This is a genomic window from Chryseobacterium sp. BLS98 (assembly GCF_001045445.1).
In the GTDB taxonomy this organism is placed as follows: domain Bacteria; phylum Bacteroidota; class Bacteroidia; order Flavobacteriales; family Weeksellaceae; genus Chryseobacterium.
The window spans coordinates 663,684-680,141 of record NZ_LFNF01000002.1 but is presented as its reverse complement, the minus strand read 5'-3'; the positions used below and the strand labels follow the sequence as shown (position 1 = coordinate 680,141).

The 16,458-nt window shown below is 39.2% G+C and carries 15 protein-coding genes; 3 read left to right on the top strand and 12 right to left on the bottom strand.

The genetic code is table 11. From position 1 onward, the window contains the following. Positions 1-47: 47 nt before the first annotated feature. The 5 genes from ACM40_RS07980 to ACM40_RS07960 all read right to left on the bottom strand — a co-directional run bounded on the left by ACM40_RS07980 (position 48) and on the right by ACM40_RS07960 (position 6,468). On the bottom strand, positions 48-1,964 hold the full coding sequence (locus ACM40_RS07980; protein ID WP_048502290.1) for a fumarate reductase/succinate dehydrogenase flavoprotein subunit: 1,917 nt from the start codon (positions 1,962-1,964) through the stop codon (positions 48-50). A gap of 11 nt (positions 1,965-1,975) precedes the next feature. Then, positions 1,976-2,632, bottom strand: a complete 657-nt coding sequence (locus ACM40_RS07975; RefSeq protein WP_048502289.1) for a succinate dehydrogenase cytochrome b subunit — start codon at positions 2,630-2,632, stop codon at positions 1,976-1,978. A gap of 16 nt (positions 2,633-2,648) precedes the next feature. Then, positions 2,649-4,079, bottom strand: coding sequence for an anion permease (locus ACM40_RS07970; RefSeq protein ID WP_048502288.1), 1,431 nt, complete (start codon positions 4,077-4,079; stop codon positions 2,649-2,651). A gap of 21 nt (positions 4,080-4,100) precedes the next feature. After that, positions 4,101-5,267: a porin gene (locus ACM40_RS07965; RefSeq protein ID WP_048502287.1), complete on the bottom strand. Its 1,167-nt coding sequence runs from the start codon at positions 5,265-5,267 to the stop codon at positions 4,101-4,103. Between the two features lie 151 nt (positions 5,268-5,418). Next, positions 5,419-6,468 (bottom strand): linear amide C-N hydrolase, encoded by a 1,050-nt coding sequence (locus ACM40_RS07960; RefSeq protein ID WP_048502286.1) that lies wholly within the window; start codon positions 6,466-6,468, stop codon positions 5,419-5,421. A 363-nt stretch (positions 6,469-6,831) separates the two neighbouring features. Here ACM40_RS07960 and ACM40_RS07955 point away from each other — a divergent pair, with 363 nt between their 5' ends. The 3 genes from ACM40_RS07955 to ACM40_RS07945 all read left to right on the top strand — a co-directional run bounded on the left by ACM40_RS07955 (position 6,832) and on the right by ACM40_RS07945 (position 10,643). After that, positions 6,832-9,021: an ATP-binding protein gene (locus ACM40_RS07955; protein WP_048502285.1), complete on the top strand. Its 2,190-nt coding sequence runs from the start codon at positions 6,832-6,834 to the stop codon at positions 9,019-9,021. Between the two features lie 27 nt (positions 9,022-9,048). Beyond that, positions 9,049-9,600, top strand: coding sequence for a biliverdin-producing heme oxygenase (locus ACM40_RS07950; protein ID WP_048502284.1), 552 nt, complete (start codon positions 9,049-9,051; stop codon positions 9,598-9,600). Between the two features lie 116 nt (positions 9,601-9,716). Further along, positions 9,717-10,643, top strand: a complete 927-nt coding sequence (locus ACM40_RS07945; RefSeq protein WP_048502283.1) for a malate dehydrogenase — start codon at positions 9,717-9,719, stop codon at positions 10,641-10,643. A 167-nt stretch (positions 10,644-10,810) separates the two neighbouring features. Here the strand turns inward: ACM40_RS07945 and ACM40_RS07940 are convergent, their stop codons facing one another. From ACM40_RS07940 to ACM40_RS07910, 7 genes are all read right to left on the bottom strand, one after another. Then, positions 10,811-11,728 carry an alpha/beta fold hydrolase gene (locus tag ACM40_RS07940; RefSeq protein WP_048502282.1) on the bottom strand — a complete coding sequence of 306 codons (918 nt, stop codon included), beginning with the start codon at positions 11,726-11,728 and terminating at the stop codon, positions 10,811-10,813. Between the two features lie 127 nt (positions 11,729-11,855). Further along, complete coding sequence (locus ACM40_RS07935; protein ID WP_048502281.1) at positions 11,856-12,368, bottom strand: hypothetical protein; 513 nt, start codon at positions 12,366-12,368, stop codon at positions 11,856-11,858. Positions 12,369-12,394: 26 nt separating this feature from the next. After that, a complete protein-coding gene (locus ACM40_RS07930) occupies positions 12,395-12,763 on the bottom strand; it encodes a hypothetical protein (protein ID WP_048502280.1) in 369 nt (122 codons plus the stop codon). A gap of 225 nt (positions 12,764-12,988) precedes the next feature. Next, complete coding sequence (locus ACM40_RS07925) at positions 12,989-13,903, bottom strand: helix-turn-helix domain-containing protein (protein WP_048502279.1); 915 nt, start codon at positions 13,901-13,903, stop codon at positions 12,989-12,991. Positions 13,904-13,919: 16 nt separating this feature from the next. Next, positions 13,920-14,819: an NmrA family NAD(P)-binding protein gene (locus ACM40_RS07920; RefSeq protein ID WP_048502278.1), complete on the bottom strand. Its 900-nt coding sequence runs from the start codon at positions 14,817-14,819 to the stop codon at positions 13,920-13,922. A gap of 177 nt (positions 14,820-14,996) precedes the next feature. Further along, positions 14,997-15,734, bottom strand: a complete 738-nt coding sequence (locus ACM40_RS07915) for an SDR family oxidoreductase (protein WP_048502277.1) — start codon at positions 15,732-15,734, stop codon at positions 14,997-14,999. A gap of 72 nt (positions 15,735-15,806) precedes the next feature. After that, on the bottom strand, positions 15,807-16,391 hold the full coding sequence (locus ACM40_RS07910; RefSeq protein ID WP_048502276.1) for a TetR/AcrR family transcriptional regulator: 585 nt from the start codon (positions 16,389-16,391) through the stop codon (positions 15,807-15,809). Positions 16,392-16,458 lie beyond the last annotated feature (67 nt).

Below are 16,458 nucleotides of genomic sequence, written 5' to 3'. Positions count from 1 at the left end.
CTATTAGCCCTTTTGCCTTATGCTTCCTTAGCTTTCTTCCCCTTTTGTTATTTATAACTTCTTACCGTAGGTTGTATTTCTTCAAAAACCAGCGGCTCTTTAATCAGCTCAGGTTCGGTGTTTTCACCTTTCCAGGTCCATGCTGAGATAAATTGATATTCAGTGTCATTTCTCAGAGCTTCACCATCCGGCGTTTGGAATTCTTCCCTGAAATGGGCACCACAGGATTCATTGCGGGTTAAAGCATCGTAGCACATCAGTTCCCCGATCTCGAAATAATCAGCTACACGGCCTGCTTTTTCAAGTTCCGAATTCATTTTGTCTCCCTGTCCTGAAACCCTGACATCCCTGTAAAATTCCTGCTTTAATTTCCTGATTTCTCCGATGGCATATTTCAAACCTTCTTCATTCCTGGCCAGCCCGCAGTAATCATACAACAGTTTTCCTAAGGTTTTATGAAAATAATCAACGGTTTTGGTTCCTTTGATATTCATAAAACTCTCAATCTGCTGCTTCACCTTATTTTCTGCAGCTTCAAACTCCGGGCCTTCAGGTGAAATTTTTCCGGTGTGAATCTCATCAGCCAAATAGTTGGCAATGGTATAAGGAGCAATAAAATATCCGTCTACAGAAGCCTGAAGAAGCGAGTTGGCTCCCAATCTGTTGGCCCCGTGATCTGCAAAATTAGCCTCTCCCAAAGCGAAAAGCCCGGGAATAGTGGTCATCAGCTCATAATCTACCCACAGACCACCCATTGAAAAGTGGGCGGAAGGGGAAATCATCATCGGTTCATTATAGGCATTGTATCCTGTGATTTTAAGATACATATCAAATAAATTTCCGTATTTCTCCTGTATTTTTTCCTTTCCCTGTTCTCTGATCGCTTTAGAAAAATCAAGGTATACAGCATTTTTTAAAGGTCCGATTCCGAAGCCTGCATCAATTCTTTCTTTGGCGGCACGGGAAGAAATATCCCTTGGGGCAAGGTTTCCAAAAGCAGGATACCTGCGTTCCAGATAATAATCTCTTTCATCTTCCGGAATTTCATTAGGCAGCCTGGTTTCATCTGCTTTTGAAGGAACCCAGATTCGTCCGTCATTACGCAATGATTCTGACATCAGGGTCAATTTAGACTGATAATCTCCCGATTGCGGAAGGGAAGTAGGATGCACCTGGATCCAGCTCGGGGAAGCCATCAAAGCTCCTTTTTTGTGAGCACGCCAGATGGCGGAACCGTTACATCCCATTGCCAGGGTGGAGAGGTAGTAAATTTTTCCATAACCTCCGGTTGCCAGAATCACTGCATGCGCTGCATGTCTTTCAATTTCTCCGGTGTCAAGATTTCTTACGATAATACCTCTTGCTTTACCATTGATTATAACGAGATCAAGCATTTCATGTCTGGAATACAGCTGTACAGCTCCTTTACCGACCTGTCTCATCAATGCTTGATACGCCCCGAGAAGCAACTGCTGCCCGGTCTGTCCCCTTGCATAAAACGTCCTGCTCACCTGAACCCCTCCGAAAGAACGGTTGTTAAGATAGCCTCCGTATTCACGTCCGAAGGGAACACCTTGTGCCACAGCCTGATCGATGAGGTTTAAAGAGCATTCTGCCATGCGGTAAACATTGGCTTCACGGGCTCTGAAATCCCCGCCTTTTAAAGTATCTGCAAACATTCTGTAGACACTGTCGCCGTCATTTTTATAGTTTTTAGCAGCATTCACACCACCTTGTGCGGCTACAGAATGGGCTCTCCTCGGGCTGTCCTGGAAGCAAAATGATTTTACATTGTAACCCATTTCGCCCAGCGAAGCCGCAATAGAGCTTCCTGCCAGCCCTGTTCCCACAACAATAACGTCCAGCTTTTTGCGGTTGGCAGGATTCACGAGTTTGGCTTTCTTTTTATAGTTTTCCCATTTCCGTTCCAGCGGACCTTCCGGGATTTTTGAATTTAAGATCATGACTTTTTTGTTTAATTGGCAGTAAAGAATACATAAATAGGCATCAGTGCAAAACCTGTACTGATGATCACTGAATAAGCAATTCCTGCGGTTTTGAACCACTGTACAAATTTAGGATGGTATAATCCCAATGTCCTGGCAGCACTGTGGATCCCGTGAATCAGGTGATAGCATAGCGCAATCATTGAAATCACATAAATAATGACATACCACCATTCTTTGAAGACCGTTACTACAAGAATGTACAGGTCTTTATTTCCGTTGCTGTCCAGCGGAGGATTTCCGAATTTGTACACATACCAGAAATTCTGAAAATGAATCACCAGAAAAATCAGGATCAGCGTACCGAGAATTCCCATATTTCTGGAAGACCATGTACTGGCTCTTCCGCGTCTTTCCGACTGGTAACTGCCTCCCGATTTTTTATTTTTTAAAGTAATGATAAGCCCGTCCAGGGCATGCAGAATAATGCTTGCATACAAAACATATGAAACCATTTTGATCAGAATATTTCCGGACAGAAAATGCGAATAGGCATTAAACTGAAGATGGGCCTGCTCCGGCGGCAGGAACAGCTGAAGGTTTCCCAGAAAATGAATCAGCAGGAAAAAGCTCAGGAAAAGTCCCGTAAGGCACATCAGCATTTTTCTTGACAAGGTTGACAGCATATTTTTGATTTAATGATTAATAATATCCTAAAACTTTCATCCAGAGTCCTCCGACTACCATGTAGATGATCAGCAATACAATTCCTATTTCAAGACCTCTCAGCCACCAGGCTTTCAGCTCTACATATCCGCTTCCGTAGAATACCGGAGCCGGACCATGTCCGTAATGGGTAAGTACCCCATAAATTGAACCTAAGAAACCAAGCATCATAGCCAGTAACATCGGCGGTATTCCTAAAGAAACCCCAACTCCAAGCAAGGCTGCATACATGGCCGCCACGTGGGCCGTTGCACTGGCAAAAATATAATGACTGAAAAAGTAAACGACAATAATTACCGGGAAGGCTACCTGCCAGCTTAATCCGCCTATTTTTACCTTGATAAGATCACTGAACCAGCCGATAAACCCTAGTTCATTCAGAGAACTGGCCATCATTACCAGCACGGCAAACCATACAATGGTGTCCCATGCGCCTTTTTCGCCTTTGATATCTTCCCAGGTAAGAACAGAGGTAAGAAGCAGCATGGTAAGTCCGATAAAAGCGGTTGTAGTTGCATCAATAGATAAGGCTCCGCCGAATATCCATAAAGCTAAAAGAATAAAGAAAGCCAATAACATCAGCCATTCATTTCTGGAAATAGGCCCCATTTCTTTTAACTTCTGAGCCGCCATTTTCGGAGCATCCCCTGTTTTTTTCAATTCAGGCGGGTATAGCTTATATAAGACCAAAGGAACGACAAAGAATGCCACTAATCCCGGAACAAATCCTGCAGCAGCCCAGGACATCCATGTGATATTGATTCCTAAATTAGCTGCAAATTTCTGACACATCGGGTTGCTTGCAGTTCCCGTAAGAAACATAGAAGAAGCGATGAGGTTCATATAATAGCTGTTAAGGGTAAGGAAAGATCCCAGTTTTCTGTGTGTTTCCGGCTTTTCAGGTACAGAATCGAAGCTGATAGCCATAGATTTCATGATGGGATAAATAATTCCGCCACCTCTTGCTGTGTTGCTTGGAATAGCAGGGGCTAAACAAACATCGGCTAATCCAAGCCCGTAAGCCAGTCCCAATGAGCTCTTCCCGAATATTCTGATAAATAAAAAGGCAATGCGGTTTCCCAGACCGGTTTTGATAAATCCTCTGGCGATAAAAAAAGAGATCCCGATGAGCCAGATTACTTTATCCCCAAATCCGGAAAGTGCTTTGGTGATTGACTTTCCTGCATCTCCCGGAGCCACAACCTGGGTAAGGGCTGTAAAAGCAATAGCCATCATACACATTGTACCCATTGGGGCGGCTTTAAGGATAATTCCTAAAATAGTTGCTGCAAAAATAGCAAACAGGTGCCAGGCATTTTCAGCGACGCCTTGCGGGGCCGGGATAAACCATATAATTAGCGCAATGGCAAATGTTATGGCTATATTGGTAATATTAATTTCTTTCATGATCTATAAATATTTAAGCGGTTAAAATCTACTTTGTACCTGAACAATGAACAGATTATTGTTGTATTGTGATGTATTTTCCACCTGATGTTTGTAACGGTCGAACTGGACGCCCAGCTGAATCCTTGCTCCGTAATTTTTCAGGAATTCAAGGCCGAACATCGGGGTAATGGTTTGTCTCGGATTGGAATTTAGCCGGAAATTGGTGTCCAGATATTCATACCGGCATGACAGCTCGAAAGCGCTGAGGTTTTTATGATTGATCTCGTACCTAAGATTGGGAAGGAAATAAGCACCCCGGATCAGGTACTGGTCAGGATTGCCAGGTCTCAGTTCCGGATCTATGGTATTGTACAATACATGATTGGTTGCCTGTTTGGCTTCCAGCTGCATATCCAGGCTCCATTTCGGGTCAAACTGGATCATGGAGCTCAGGTCAATTCCTACTGCGTATACTTTTTTGCTTAAAACTTCGCCAATACCTCCATTCAGGCCGACATTGAAATTGTATTTTTTTGACAGCCCGAAAACCAGTCTTGTAGAATATTGCTTGCCGTTGTCGTTATCATTGATCTGATTTTTCCCGTTTCCATTAACGACTGAAATGGCATACTGAAATGGTATTTCCCCCAGCTGAAGCTGTCCTGTTGCAGAAAGTCCGATCTGGAAGCTCGTCCAGCCCAGTTTTCCAAATTCTGTATACTGATTGGACCAGTCCAGAGATTTGATGATGTCTATAGGATAAGTCTCTTCAATACCGAACCACGGTCTGAACTGTCCCACGGTGAAAGCAAGTTTAGGATTGAATGTATATTTCAGATAGGCGTTCTCAAGGACTCTGCTTTTAGGATCATTTTTAAAATCGGCAAGATTGGCAAGGGCCACGACTTCCGTTCTTTTACTGATCTGTGCACGTACCTGAACCCTCATGTACTTAAGCATAAAATTATTGCTGGTTCCTGATCCGTCTGCATGATGAAGCCCGTTTACATCTACATCTTTTGCCATTCCCACGAGATAGCGTGCCTGGAAAAGACCTTTGATCTGCAGTACAGGGTATTTTACATTGTCTTCTTCCTGTGGAGGAGGTGTGGTCTTCAGAGAGTCCTGATTTTGTGCATAAGCAGATAACCCGCAGGCTAGCATGCAAAGAATCAGGCTTTTCTTTTTAATTGAAAAAAAGGCCATATCTATTTTTGTTTTTTACTGTGAATATTATTCTAACCACAACTGATTAACCTCCTGTCAAATCTTTGATTGATATCACTTCGCGTTTAATCATAATCCAAACATTCAGAGTGTTAATTTGCTAGGTATAAGAATGGTTGTGGTGAAATATCTATTTTAATCCTAAGAAAGTGAACGGTACAGATTCTTTGAAATTCGCATTGGATTTCCCGTTGTAAGTGTTATTATTACTCAGATCCAGTTTCATTACTTTACCTTTAGAACTAAGATCAAAATCTTTAAGATCTACCCAAAAGGTATTTGGCGTGAAAACCGTTTCAAAATAATATACCAGGTTTTTCTGATCAGAAACAGAGCGCCATCTTGTTGACGAAATATTGGGTTCTGTGGCTGAGGTGATTCCGTAAGGAACAGAGCAGTTTCTGATAACGCTGAAAACACTCGCTATTGCTGTACGAGTATCTGCAGTCTGAGGAATTGCATTGATGTAGTAGGAAGCTCGAACGAAACGGTCTGCAGCTCGGTTTGTTCCCGGAAGCATCACGGTTCCCGGAATCCCTTTCCAGTAATTGTTTAACGCTAGCTGTTCCTCAAAAACAGGAGAGTTGGTCATTACCGTATAAGACGGATCATGATGAATAACCAGTTTTCCGTCAATATATTCAAATACTGCGTTGTCTCCTGAAGCATCCGAAATGGAAAGATGGACGGTTGTAAATCTTTCTGTTCCCGGAATATAATCACTTACAATAATGAATGGCTCTTTTCGTGAGAATTCCACAGCTTCTTTTACTGTAGCAAAATTATCAAGATAGTATTGTGCCCATAATGAAATTGCAATTCCCTTTTTACTTCCTTTACCATCAAATTTTGGGTATTGGGATTCTCCCAGCCAAAGCAGGTTGGCAACTAATCCTTTTTCGTTCATGCCGTCGGCTGAAGCAATGTCCCAGGAAGAACTTATAAGGCTTCCATATTTTGCAGTCCATTTTACAGATTTCGGACCTACCAATCCATTACGGTCTATTCCTTTGGGTAAAACCCATAAGTTAGCGGGGATCTCATCACGCCAATCCATAGAACGGGCTGTGATAACGGTATTTTGTGGTCCTTTGTAAACTACCCTTGTGCATGCTTCTGACGGATTCCATAATCCTATAGAAAGGATAAGTGAAAATAAAATTAATGGGAACTTTTTCATAGCTTATTTTGGATTTAAAGATGAGATAACTGTTGTTGTAAATAACGAAAAAAAATACTAATTCTTAACCGTATTCATCATTTAGTGATATAAATTTAATAAATTTTATTTAATTAACATAATTATTTTAAGTGTCATATAGGATTCATGGGATCAATCATAATTGAAAAATTAAATTTGCATTTTTTATAAATTTTTAGTATATTTTAAACTAAAGTACTCGTTGATGTCGGGAACAAAGTGTCTAAAGCTAAAATGTAGTTAAATTTATAGGACCCCAGTGCTGTAAGGGTTTCATGATTTAATACCACAAAGCAACATGACGGTAAAAAAATCGTTATATTTGATAGATCAAAGAAATATATGAATTTTGTAGAGTGTCATGAGGAACCTATCCATATTCCTGGGTATATACAAAGTTTTGGATACCTGATTGGCATTGATGCAGAGTCCCATTCCATTACTTTTTTCAGCCGGAATATTACCGATATATTCAGAATCGAAAATGCGGAACAGCTTTTTGAAAAAAGCCTTATGGACTTTCCTGAGATCTTCCGCCCTGTTATTGAATCTGATCTGTATTCATCTCTAAAGAGCTTTACAAAAAGAGAAAACGAAACCCATTTTGATAAGGTATTTCTTGGTGAAAAAGAGTATCATTTTTCTGTTTTCAGAAGTGGAAAACATATTTTTCTGGAATTTGAAATGGTTTTGGAAAACCGGAATAAACGAATTTCTAATAAATATGACAATTTCTATGTCATAGACAACGAGCAGGAGTTGTGGGATCAATTGCTGGGAACGCTTTCCAAAATTGTGAATTATGACCGGATGATGGTTTATAAATTTATGATGGACGGTTCAGGAAAGGTAATTGCAGAAAGAAGAGACGATAATATGGAGAGTTATCTGGGGCTTCATTATCCTGAATCTGATATTCCAAGGCAGGCCAGAGCACTTTATTTAAAGAAAAGGAAAAGAATATTCAGTAATGTATATGATGAAACAGTTCCGCTTATGAGCCGTTCTGAAGAAAATATAGACCTTACTTTTGTGGCTTCCCGCGGAATGTCTCCCATACATGGGCAGTACATTAAAAACTCCGGGGCCACTTCAAGTTTCAGTATATCCATTATTATTGATGATCATCTTTGGGGATTAGTTACCTGTCAGAATTCAGAATTTAAGCATATTGACCTTGAAGACAGGGTACAGGCAGGGATTTTTACAGCCCTGGCTTCCAATGCCTATTCTTCATTCAAATCTAAAAACGAACTGAAATACCGTCTGGAGCTGAATGAAAAAGCATCTCAGCTGAAATCGGAATTTTTAAAACATAATAATCTTTTCGATTCTCTTGCTGATAATAAAGCGAAAATCAGGAAACTGCCTGAATCGGATGGTCTTGCTATTATTTCTGAAGGAAATATAGTGACTGTAGGAGTTGTTCCGGATTATGATATCATTGACAGTATTGCCCATTGGGCTCTTGAGAATACTTCAGAAAGTATTTTTGTAAGCCGTAGTTTTCTTAAAGATTACGGACAGGAATTGAAGCTTGATGAAAATGCTGCAGGAATCATTATCTACTTTATTGAAAGAAGTAAAAAAGAAATGCTGATCTGGTTCCGCAAAGAGTTTGACGAACACATTAACTGGGCTGGAAATCCTGAAAAGAAAGTAGAGGTATTTCTTCAGAATGGTGAAGAAAAGCAAATGGTTTCGCCAAGGACTTCTTTCCATATTTTTACAGAAAATATCAAAGGGAATTCAAAAAGATGGAATTCCAGAGATATTCATGCCGTACAGGCTGTGCGTGATGTAATCCTTGAAACTTCCCACAAACAGTATAATGCCATTAAAGCACTGAATAATGAGCTGAGAAAGGTAAATGAAGAGCTTGACAGTTTTTCATACACCATTTCACATGACCTGGGGACTCCTCTTACTGTGATGAAGCTGAATGCCCAGATGCTGCTTGCCAATTTTGAGAAAACGGAAAAGAATAAAAATAAACTGACCTCCATTATTGAAGAAATCGACAGTATGGCAGAAATGATGCATGATGTACTGCAGCTCAGCCGTGCCAAACACAGCGAAATAGAACTGGAGCGCCTTCAACCTCTGAATACAATTCAAAAGATATCGGAAAATGCTAAAATTACTTTTGATACTCCAAAAACGGTAATCGTTATTAAAGAATGTCCTGACGTACTTGCAGATAAAACGATGCTTAATCAGGTTTTTTTGAATGTCATTAATAATGCCGTAAAATATACCTCCCACCAGGACGAGCCCAAAGTGGAAATCTGGGGAACCGTGGAAAACGAAACTGTTGTATACAGGATTTCAGACAACGGTATAGGAATCCCCGAGCAGGAAAAACATAAGATGTTCAAAATCTTTAACAGGATGGATAATGCCAAAACTTTTAAAGGAAACGGAGTAGGGTTGTCTATTGTACACAGAATTATGACCCGTATCGGAGGAAATGTGGATTACACGAGCAATAAAGAGGGTACTTGTTTTATTTTAACGTTTAAAAAGCCGTAAATTTGAGAAACTTTAAAACCTTATTGTATGGTATCAGAGTATCTTAAACAAAATACAGCGGAATATCACGATGCTGCGGAGAAACTTTTCAATTCTGAAAAAATTTTTAATAAAACCTTCACATTAGAAGATTATAAAAAAATCATCAATACCAACTATCTGATGCTTCTTCACAGCGAAGACCAGATATTCAGAAGTCTTTCCGATAAATATTCGGAAAAACTTCAGCTGAACGACAGAAAGAAGCTTTCCCTTATTGAAAAAGATCTTGAAAGTCTTTCCCTGGAAAATCAGTCTGCTTCCCATCATCTCGAATTTAATAATGAGCATGAGGCTTTGGGAGCCATGTACGTGATCGAAGGTTCTACTTTAGGGGGAAATGTGATCGCCAAACAGCTTTCTAAAACAGAAGGTTTTGATGAGGTAACCTTCAATTTCTTCGGTTGCTACCAGGAGAATACGGGGCCTATGTGGAAAAATTTCAAAGAGGTTCTGGATACTGAAGTGACCGAGGAAAACTACAGCGAAGTCCTTTCCGGAGCGAAAAAACTATATACGTTTTTACTGAACGTCAATTAATTTCACCGAAGTCCAATTAAATTCCTGAAAAATTGCCCACTTTTTCAGGAATTGTTAAATTTGGGCGTTTCAATTTTTAGACTGAACTAAAAAATAATTTAAAAAAAATATACAATATGAAAGTAACTGTAGTAGGTGCAGGCGCTGTAGGAGCAAGCTGTGCAGAATACATCGCAATGAAAAACTTCTGTTCAGAAGTAGTTTTGGTAGACATTAAAGAAGGGTTTGCTGAAGGTAAAGCAATGGATTTGATGCAGACTGCATCACTAAACGGATTTGATACAAAAATTACCGGAACAACAGGAGATTACAGCAAAACTGCAGGTTCTCATGTGGCAGTAATCACTTCAGGTATCCCAAGAAAACCTGGAATGACAAGAGAAGAGCTGATCGGCATCAATGCAGGAATTGTAAAAGATGTTACGGCAAACCTTGTAAAACATTCTCCGGATGTGATCATCATCGTAGTTTCCAATCCAATGGATACTATGGCTTATTTGGTACACAAGACTTCAGGTCTTCCTAAGCACAAAATCATCGGAATGGGTGGTGCGCTGGATTCCGCAAGATTCAAATACAGATTGGCTGAAGCATTGGAAAGTCCGATTTCTGACGTAGACGGTATGGTAATCGCTGCTCACAGTGATACCGGAATGCTTCCTCTATTAAGCAAGGCTACAAGAAACGGTGTTCCTGTCACTGAATTCTTAAGTGATGAGCAGCAAAAGTACGTTATTGAAGAAACTAAAGTAGGAGGAGCTACATTAACTAAATTATTAGGAACATCAGCATGGTATGCACCAGGTGCAGCAGTTTCTGTAATGGTTCAGGCAATCGCTTGTGACCAGAAAAAAATGATCCCTTGCTCTCTGATGCTTGAAGGTGAATACGGACAAAATGATATCTGTTTAGGAGTTCCGGCTATTATCGGAGCAAATGGAGTAGAAAAAATCGTAAACATAACATTAACTGCAGATGAGCAGTTGAAGTTTGCTGAAGCGGCTAATGCTGTAAGAGAGGTAAACGGAGATCTTAAGTTTTAATTGATCTAAATTTTATATAAAGACTCAGCGCGGCCGAAGGCCGCGCTGAGTCTTTTTTAGCAGTTCATTTATTTATTTTAAGACTTTTCTCTTCATTTAAATAGCGTTCGAAAATATTATAAGAACCGATCACACCATTGGAATGGATCATAAAAAGAATCTAAAATTCAACGATGCTTATCAACAAATTCTCTCACTGCATCCACAAACTCCCTGTTTTTCTCATAATACAAAAGATGTCCGCCATCAATGACAAGAACTTTTTGATCCGGAAACCGGAATGCTTTATAATGCCGGGTTCCTACGGCTTTATCTTTTTTTCCGGTGATAACTAAAACCGGAACACGAATGTCTTTTGTAAGTGGTGCATAATCAGTATAGTATTCAGGATACTTTTTGGGTTTTGAAATCACGGCCATCCCAAAATCTATGATCCTTGGGTGAAGAGAATCTATTTTATCGGTTTGTTTGATGGTTTCAATATCTTCCGTAAGAAATTTATATCCGATTCTTTTCTTTCTTAAGGCAGTACTGATTTTTGCCAGCTCATTAGAAAGGCTGTCCCTGGGAACTGCTTTATTCTGCAGTTGGAGAAGACTGTTTCCGTATTCTATCTGCTCTTTCAGGGTGTCATCGTTGAGGAAATGAAGTGTGATATTGGCCAGAATTAATCCTTTTGTATGCTGAGGATATTTTTTGGCATAATTAACCGCTATAATCCCTCCGAAAGAATGAGCCAGTAGAAAAACTTTATCGAGCTTTAGATGCTGTCTCAGTTCTTCGATGTCCCGAACCATCGTATCCAGATGGTAATTATCTGAGGTTCCGGAACTGCCTGACCCGCGTTGGTCCATATAGATCATCTGCATATTTTTTTCAAGATTATTTCCACCCAAAAGTTCAAAGGAAGGAAATCCCTGTCCCGGACCTCCGGGAACATAGATGCAGGCTGCCCCTTTTCCGGAAATCTTATAATTGATTTTAACATGATCGGAAGTTTCAAAAGAAGCTTCCGTATCGCTGGCCTGCGCTGAAACGGCAATGATGGAGATCATGAAGAAAATAAATAATGGAATTGTTTTCATATACTAATAACAAGTGAAAAGGCAAGTTTATTACTTAAAGAAACTATTTTCAGATTTTAAAAGAAAATGATTGAAAAAGGCAGACCCGAATGACGGATCTGCCCTATATTGTCGTTGATGAATTGTGTTAGTTGATAAATACTACAACATTATTTCCTAAATAATTCCATGTAGCTGTAATACCGGTAGGAGTAGAACCGTTAAAAGCTCCATGATGGCTGTCAACATATCCGCAGTCTCTTCCAAGGTGGATCATTTCACCATTTGAAAAAGTAAGGCGTAGCGATTGCCATGATGTAGGAGTGGTGATAACAGGTGGAATAGTAACTCCTGCAGACACATTATAAGTCTGGCTGGGGATAAATATTGCGTCTGAGATTACTTTCCATTCGTTGATGGCAGGGGTTACCAGGTGGCTGTTATTGTATTGTGAATAAACTACAGTGGATGACGGCGGTAAAGCCGTTGCAGAATTTCCTTCTACAATAGGCTGGCAGTCTATGGGATAACTGTTGTCATTGGTACCGATCAGGTTATAGGTAACACTTTGCGTCGAAAAATTATAAATGGTCATGCTTCCTGTCTGGGCATATGCGAGGGTTCCGATTAATAATAAAAGGAATAGGGAAATATTTTTCATATTGATTTAAAAATTAAGCTTTAAGGTTATAGAGAAGAACTAGTGTAATGATCCTGGAAAATTTCCATGGCCCATAATATGATTTTGGTTTTATCACCATGGGTAGCCTCTTCAATTTGTTCATCTTTTATACCTGTAGATTTTATGAGAGATTTTGCTGCAGGGAGAAGGGCTTCTTTTCTCTTTTCGCTTAATTGTGGAAACGGATATTCAGTGCTTTGCTTCTCATCACTCATAGGAAGATTTTTAGAAGTATTCATGGTGGTGATCGCACGTTTGAAATTCTGAACAGCTTCTGTTCTTTGGTTTTCCTGAGTTACAGTCGGAATACTTTCATTATTGCATGAGGTCAGGAATAAACTGCATGCAATAGCAAATAAGAATGTTTTTTTCATAGTAATTAATATTGTTTTAGTTCGATAAATATATAAAAAATTAATTATATTTCAATTTTAAGTGATAAAAATACTGTTATTTTAGATTATTGGTTGATTTTTTGTTTTGTATTTGTTGCTAATCAGTGAATTGACTGTAATCATTTTTAAATGAAAAACTTTCTAAAAAAAACGCATCGGAGCGATGCGTTTATATATTGGTAAGTATTAACTGTCTGAAAGTATTCAGCTAAAAGATTTTCTGAATTCCAGTGGAGAAAGATGGGTTTTGCTTTTAAATAATTTGCTGAACGACTGAGGATGCTCAAAGCCTAATTCATAAGCAATTTCACTAACTGAAAGTTGGGTTGTTGATAATTTTTCCTTTGCCTTCCCGATCAGTTTTTCATGGATATGCTGCTGGGTATTCTGCCCGGTAAGAACCTTTAGCAGGCCGGTTAAATAGCCTGGTGATACATTCAGTTCATCTGCAATATACTGTACACTTGGAAGCCCTTTAGCAATGAGATCTTCGCTGTTAAAATAATCAGTAAGAATTACCTCCAAAGAGTCCAGTATTTTGTGACTGGAAATTTTGCGGGTGATAAATTGCCGCTGATAGAAACGTTCCGAATAATTGAGAAGCGTTTCGATCTGTGAAATAATAATATTCTGGCTGAATGTGTCAATATTGGAATGGTATTCCTGATGAATATTCTGAACGATATTGCTGATGATATTTTCTTCCTTTTCCGATAAAAATAAAGCTTCGTTCACCGAATAATCAAAGTATTCATAATTTTGTATAGTCTTTGCCAAAGGAGTGTGCCAAAGAAAATCGGGATGAATGAGCAGGATCCATCCCGTATGTTTTGCAATTGAACCCGGATCTCTTTTAACGCTGAAAACCTGCCCCGGAGCCATAAAAAACATGAATCCTTCATCAAAATCATATTGCTGCTGCCCATATTTTATCTTCGTGAGAGACGTCCGTTTAACAGAAATAGAGTAGAAGTCAAGAATCCAGCTCAGCTCAGTTTGGCTTGCATCATCCTTAATCATGCTGTAATCTACAACACTGATGAGTGGATGCTCAGGTTTCGCCAGGCCACGGAACTGGTGAAATTCACTGATCGTTTTGATTCTGATGGGCTGTTTCATATCACAAAATTAACTATTATTGATGATAAGCTGCCGCAAATTCTTTTGCAAATTCTTTCAGTTTTACTTTTCCTAAAATAGGTCTGTGCAGATAATAATCTTCGTATAGAGCACCAGTTCCTCTTGCAGCATTCATTTCTACAAAGCCTTTAGCTGTTTTCGGATTCATTCCTGCTTTCACCATGCTGTTTAGGATTTCTTCATCGGAAACAGTTAACCATTTAAGATCAGTTTTTCCAATGGCTTCACCCAGTGTTTGCGCAATTTCGTTGGGAGAAATTTCTTCGCTTGCAATATAGCGGATTTCTCTTCCATTGAATGGCCTTTCAATCTCTTCCGCAATGGTACTTGCAATATCCAGTGGCGACACCCAGGGCTCTTTTTGATCTCCACCATAATTTTGAATAATTAAACCTTGTGACTGGATGGTAGGAATGAATGAAAACATATTGTAATAAAACCCGACCGGACGCATAAACTTGATGGAAACATCATCCGGAAGCTCATTCAGTATTTTTTCTACTTGATAATGAGAGGTAAGAATTCCGTTTCCTTCACTCATATGTGCCCCGATACTGCTTAAATGGATAATATTCTTTACTCCCGATTTTTCAAAAGCATCTTTGTAGTTTCTTGCAATCTGGATATTGGCTTCTATAAAATCAATAGTATGATCAAAGAATACACCCGCATTCAAGGCCTCCATAGCATAAACAACATCTACACCTTTAAAAGTTTCTGTTAAAAAATCTACGTCTTCCATAGATCCGATGGCTGCTTTTGCCCCTAGAGCCTCAATTTCCGCTTGCTTTTCACTGTTTCTGCTGATAACGGTTACAGAATGTCCTCTGCCCGTCAGTTCTTTTGTCAGCGGTTTGCTGATATTTCCTAATGAACCTGTTACGATAATTTTCATTTTGATTTTTTTTGTTGAAGCAAAATTCCGTAATCCTCAAAAAACAGATGTAGCCGGATCTGCTTTTCTTGTAGCCAAATCCGGTTGTAATAATTTTAAATTAAAAAATTAATAGTAACCAAAACTGCGGGAAAAGATTCTTCCTTTTCCCGCAATTAATGATCAGTATGTTAAAAATTATGCGTTCATCACATTAAACGCACCTTCTGAACCTGCAAAAAAGTTGCTGTATAAGACTTCCGTATTTCCTACACGGATCTCGTAGATGTTATTGATAAGACCGTTTACAAGACTGTCCGCTACCTCTGAAGGAGGAATACCATTCTCTTTGCCTCCGATTTCTGCAGAAAAATCCGTATCGACAAGAGGAGGCATCAGTTCAAATATTTTAACGGCAGTATCTTTTGCCAGTTCATACCTTAATAATTGGGTATAGGAATGAAGGGCTGCTTTTGAATCAGAATACGTCGGAATGTGCGAGCCCGGAACGAATGCCACAATAGAAGACACATTCACTACTGCAGCATTTTCCTGTTGTTTTAATAGTGGGAGCAGTTTTTCAGTCAGACGTATGGGGGCAAAATAATTGGTTTCAAATTCTGCAAAGGCTTTGCTGTAAGTATCTGAACTGTCAGAAAGAGTGTAAGTATAGGCATGCCCTGCATTGTTGATTAGAATATTAAGTTCTCCGAAATTCACTTTAATTTCTTCAATAAGGGAATCCACATCCTTTTCATTGGTGATATCAGCCTGGATGGTAAAGACATTTTCAAGGCCTTTTGCTGCGGCATCGAGCTTTTCTTTATTTCTTCCCGCAATAATAATTTTGTTGTCGGTGTTCAGCGCTTTTGCAATGGCTAATCCTATTCCTGAGCCTCCGCCGGTAATCAGGATGATGTTGTTGGTAATGTTCATGACATTTTTGGGTATTAAATTAATAAGTATTTTTATATTGTACTGAATGGTACAAAATTGATTAAAAAAATTTTAGTTTAGTATTTTAAGATTGATTTCAATAATGCCTTTAAGGATTTCCGGTGAAGTCTCCATCCTTCTTGTGACATGGATTCCGTTCCATAGATTGCTAAGGTGCCATCCAATAATTTCAGGATTTTCAGTACTTATGATTTCCCCGTTTTCTTGTGCATTTCTTACAGTTTCTGCAAACAGAGCCTGTAATTTTTTCAGCAGTTGCACGGTAATATTTTTTATTTTTTGATCTTTTTCAGAAAGCTGAACCAGGGCATTTCCTAAATAACAGCCCCGTTCCTTATCACAGTCTGAAGCATCGGAAAGACTTAAAAAAAACTGCCTGATGAATTGTATTTTGTTTTCAGAAGCAGAGATACTGTCCGAAAGCTTTTGATAGAAATGATCTGCAAACTGGGTAATGGAACGGATGTAAAGTTCCTGCTTTCCCCCTTTGAATGCCAGGTAAAAACTGCCTTTCCCAATGCCCATTGCACAAAGCAGCTCTTCCGCCGAAGCTGTATCATAGCCTTTATCCCTGAAAACTTCAGTTGCTTTTGCTATGGCTTGCTGCTCATCAAATATTTTAGGTCTTCCTGCCATTGGAGATTAATTGATGAAGCAAAGATATATAATTGTACCGATTAGTACAAAATTAAAATATCAATAA

Coding starts and splice junctions, on each gene's coding strand:
- ACM40_RS07950 (WP_048502284.1), top strand. CDS start 9,049: ATGGTATCAGAGTATCTTAAACAAAATACAGCGGAATATCACGATGCT.
- ACM40_RS07980 (WP_048502290.1), bottom strand. CDS start 1,964: ATGATCTTAAATTCAAAAATCCCGGAAGGTCCGCTGGAACGGAAATGG.
- ACM40_RS07930 (WP_048502280.1), bottom strand. CDS start 12,763: ATGAAAAAAACATTCTTATTTGCTATTGCATGCAGTTTATTCCTGACC.
- ACM40_RS07975 (WP_048502289.1), bottom strand. CDS start 2,632: ATGCTGTCAACCTTGTCAAGAAAAATGCTGATGTGCCTTACGGGACTT.
- ACM40_RS07935 (WP_048502281.1), bottom strand. CDS start 12,368: ATGAAAAATATTTCCCTATTCCTTTTATTATTAATCGGAACCCTCGCA.
- ACM40_RS07960 (WP_048502286.1), bottom strand. CDS start 6,468: ATGAAAAAGTTCCCATTAATTTTATTTTCACTTATCCTTTCTATAGGA.
- ACM40_RS07945 (WP_048502283.1), top strand. CDS start 9,717: ATGAAAGTAACTGTAGTAGGTGCAGGCGCTGTAGGAGCAAGCTGTGCA.
- ACM40_RS07940 (WP_048502282.1), bottom strand. CDS start 11,728: ATGAAAACAATTCCATTATTTATTTTCTTCATGATCTCCATCATTGCC.
- ACM40_RS07910 (WP_048502276.1), bottom strand. CDS start 16,391: ATGGCAGGAAGACCTAAAATATTTGATGAGCAGCAAGCCATAGCAAAA.
- ACM40_RS07915 (WP_048502277.1), bottom strand. CDS start 15,734: ATGAACATTACCAACAACATCATCCTGATTACCGGCGGAGGCTCAGGA.
- ACM40_RS07955 (WP_048502285.1), top strand. CDS start 6,832: ATGAATTTTGTAGAGTGTCATGAGGAACCTATCCATATTCCTGGGTAT.
- ACM40_RS07920 (WP_048502278.1), bottom strand. CDS start 14,819: ATGAAAATTATCGTAACAGGTTCATTAGGAAATATCAGCAAACCGCTG.
- ACM40_RS07965 (WP_048502287.1), bottom strand. CDS start 5,267: ATGGCCTTTTTTTCAATTAAAAAGAAAAGCCTGATTCTTTGCATGCTA.
- ACM40_RS07925 (WP_048502279.1), bottom strand. CDS start 13,903: ATGAAACAGCCCATCAGAATCAAAACGATCAGTGAATTTCACCAGTTC.
- ACM40_RS07970 (WP_048502288.1), bottom strand. CDS start 4,079: ATGAAAGAAATTAATATTACCAATATAGCCATAACATTTGCCATTGCG.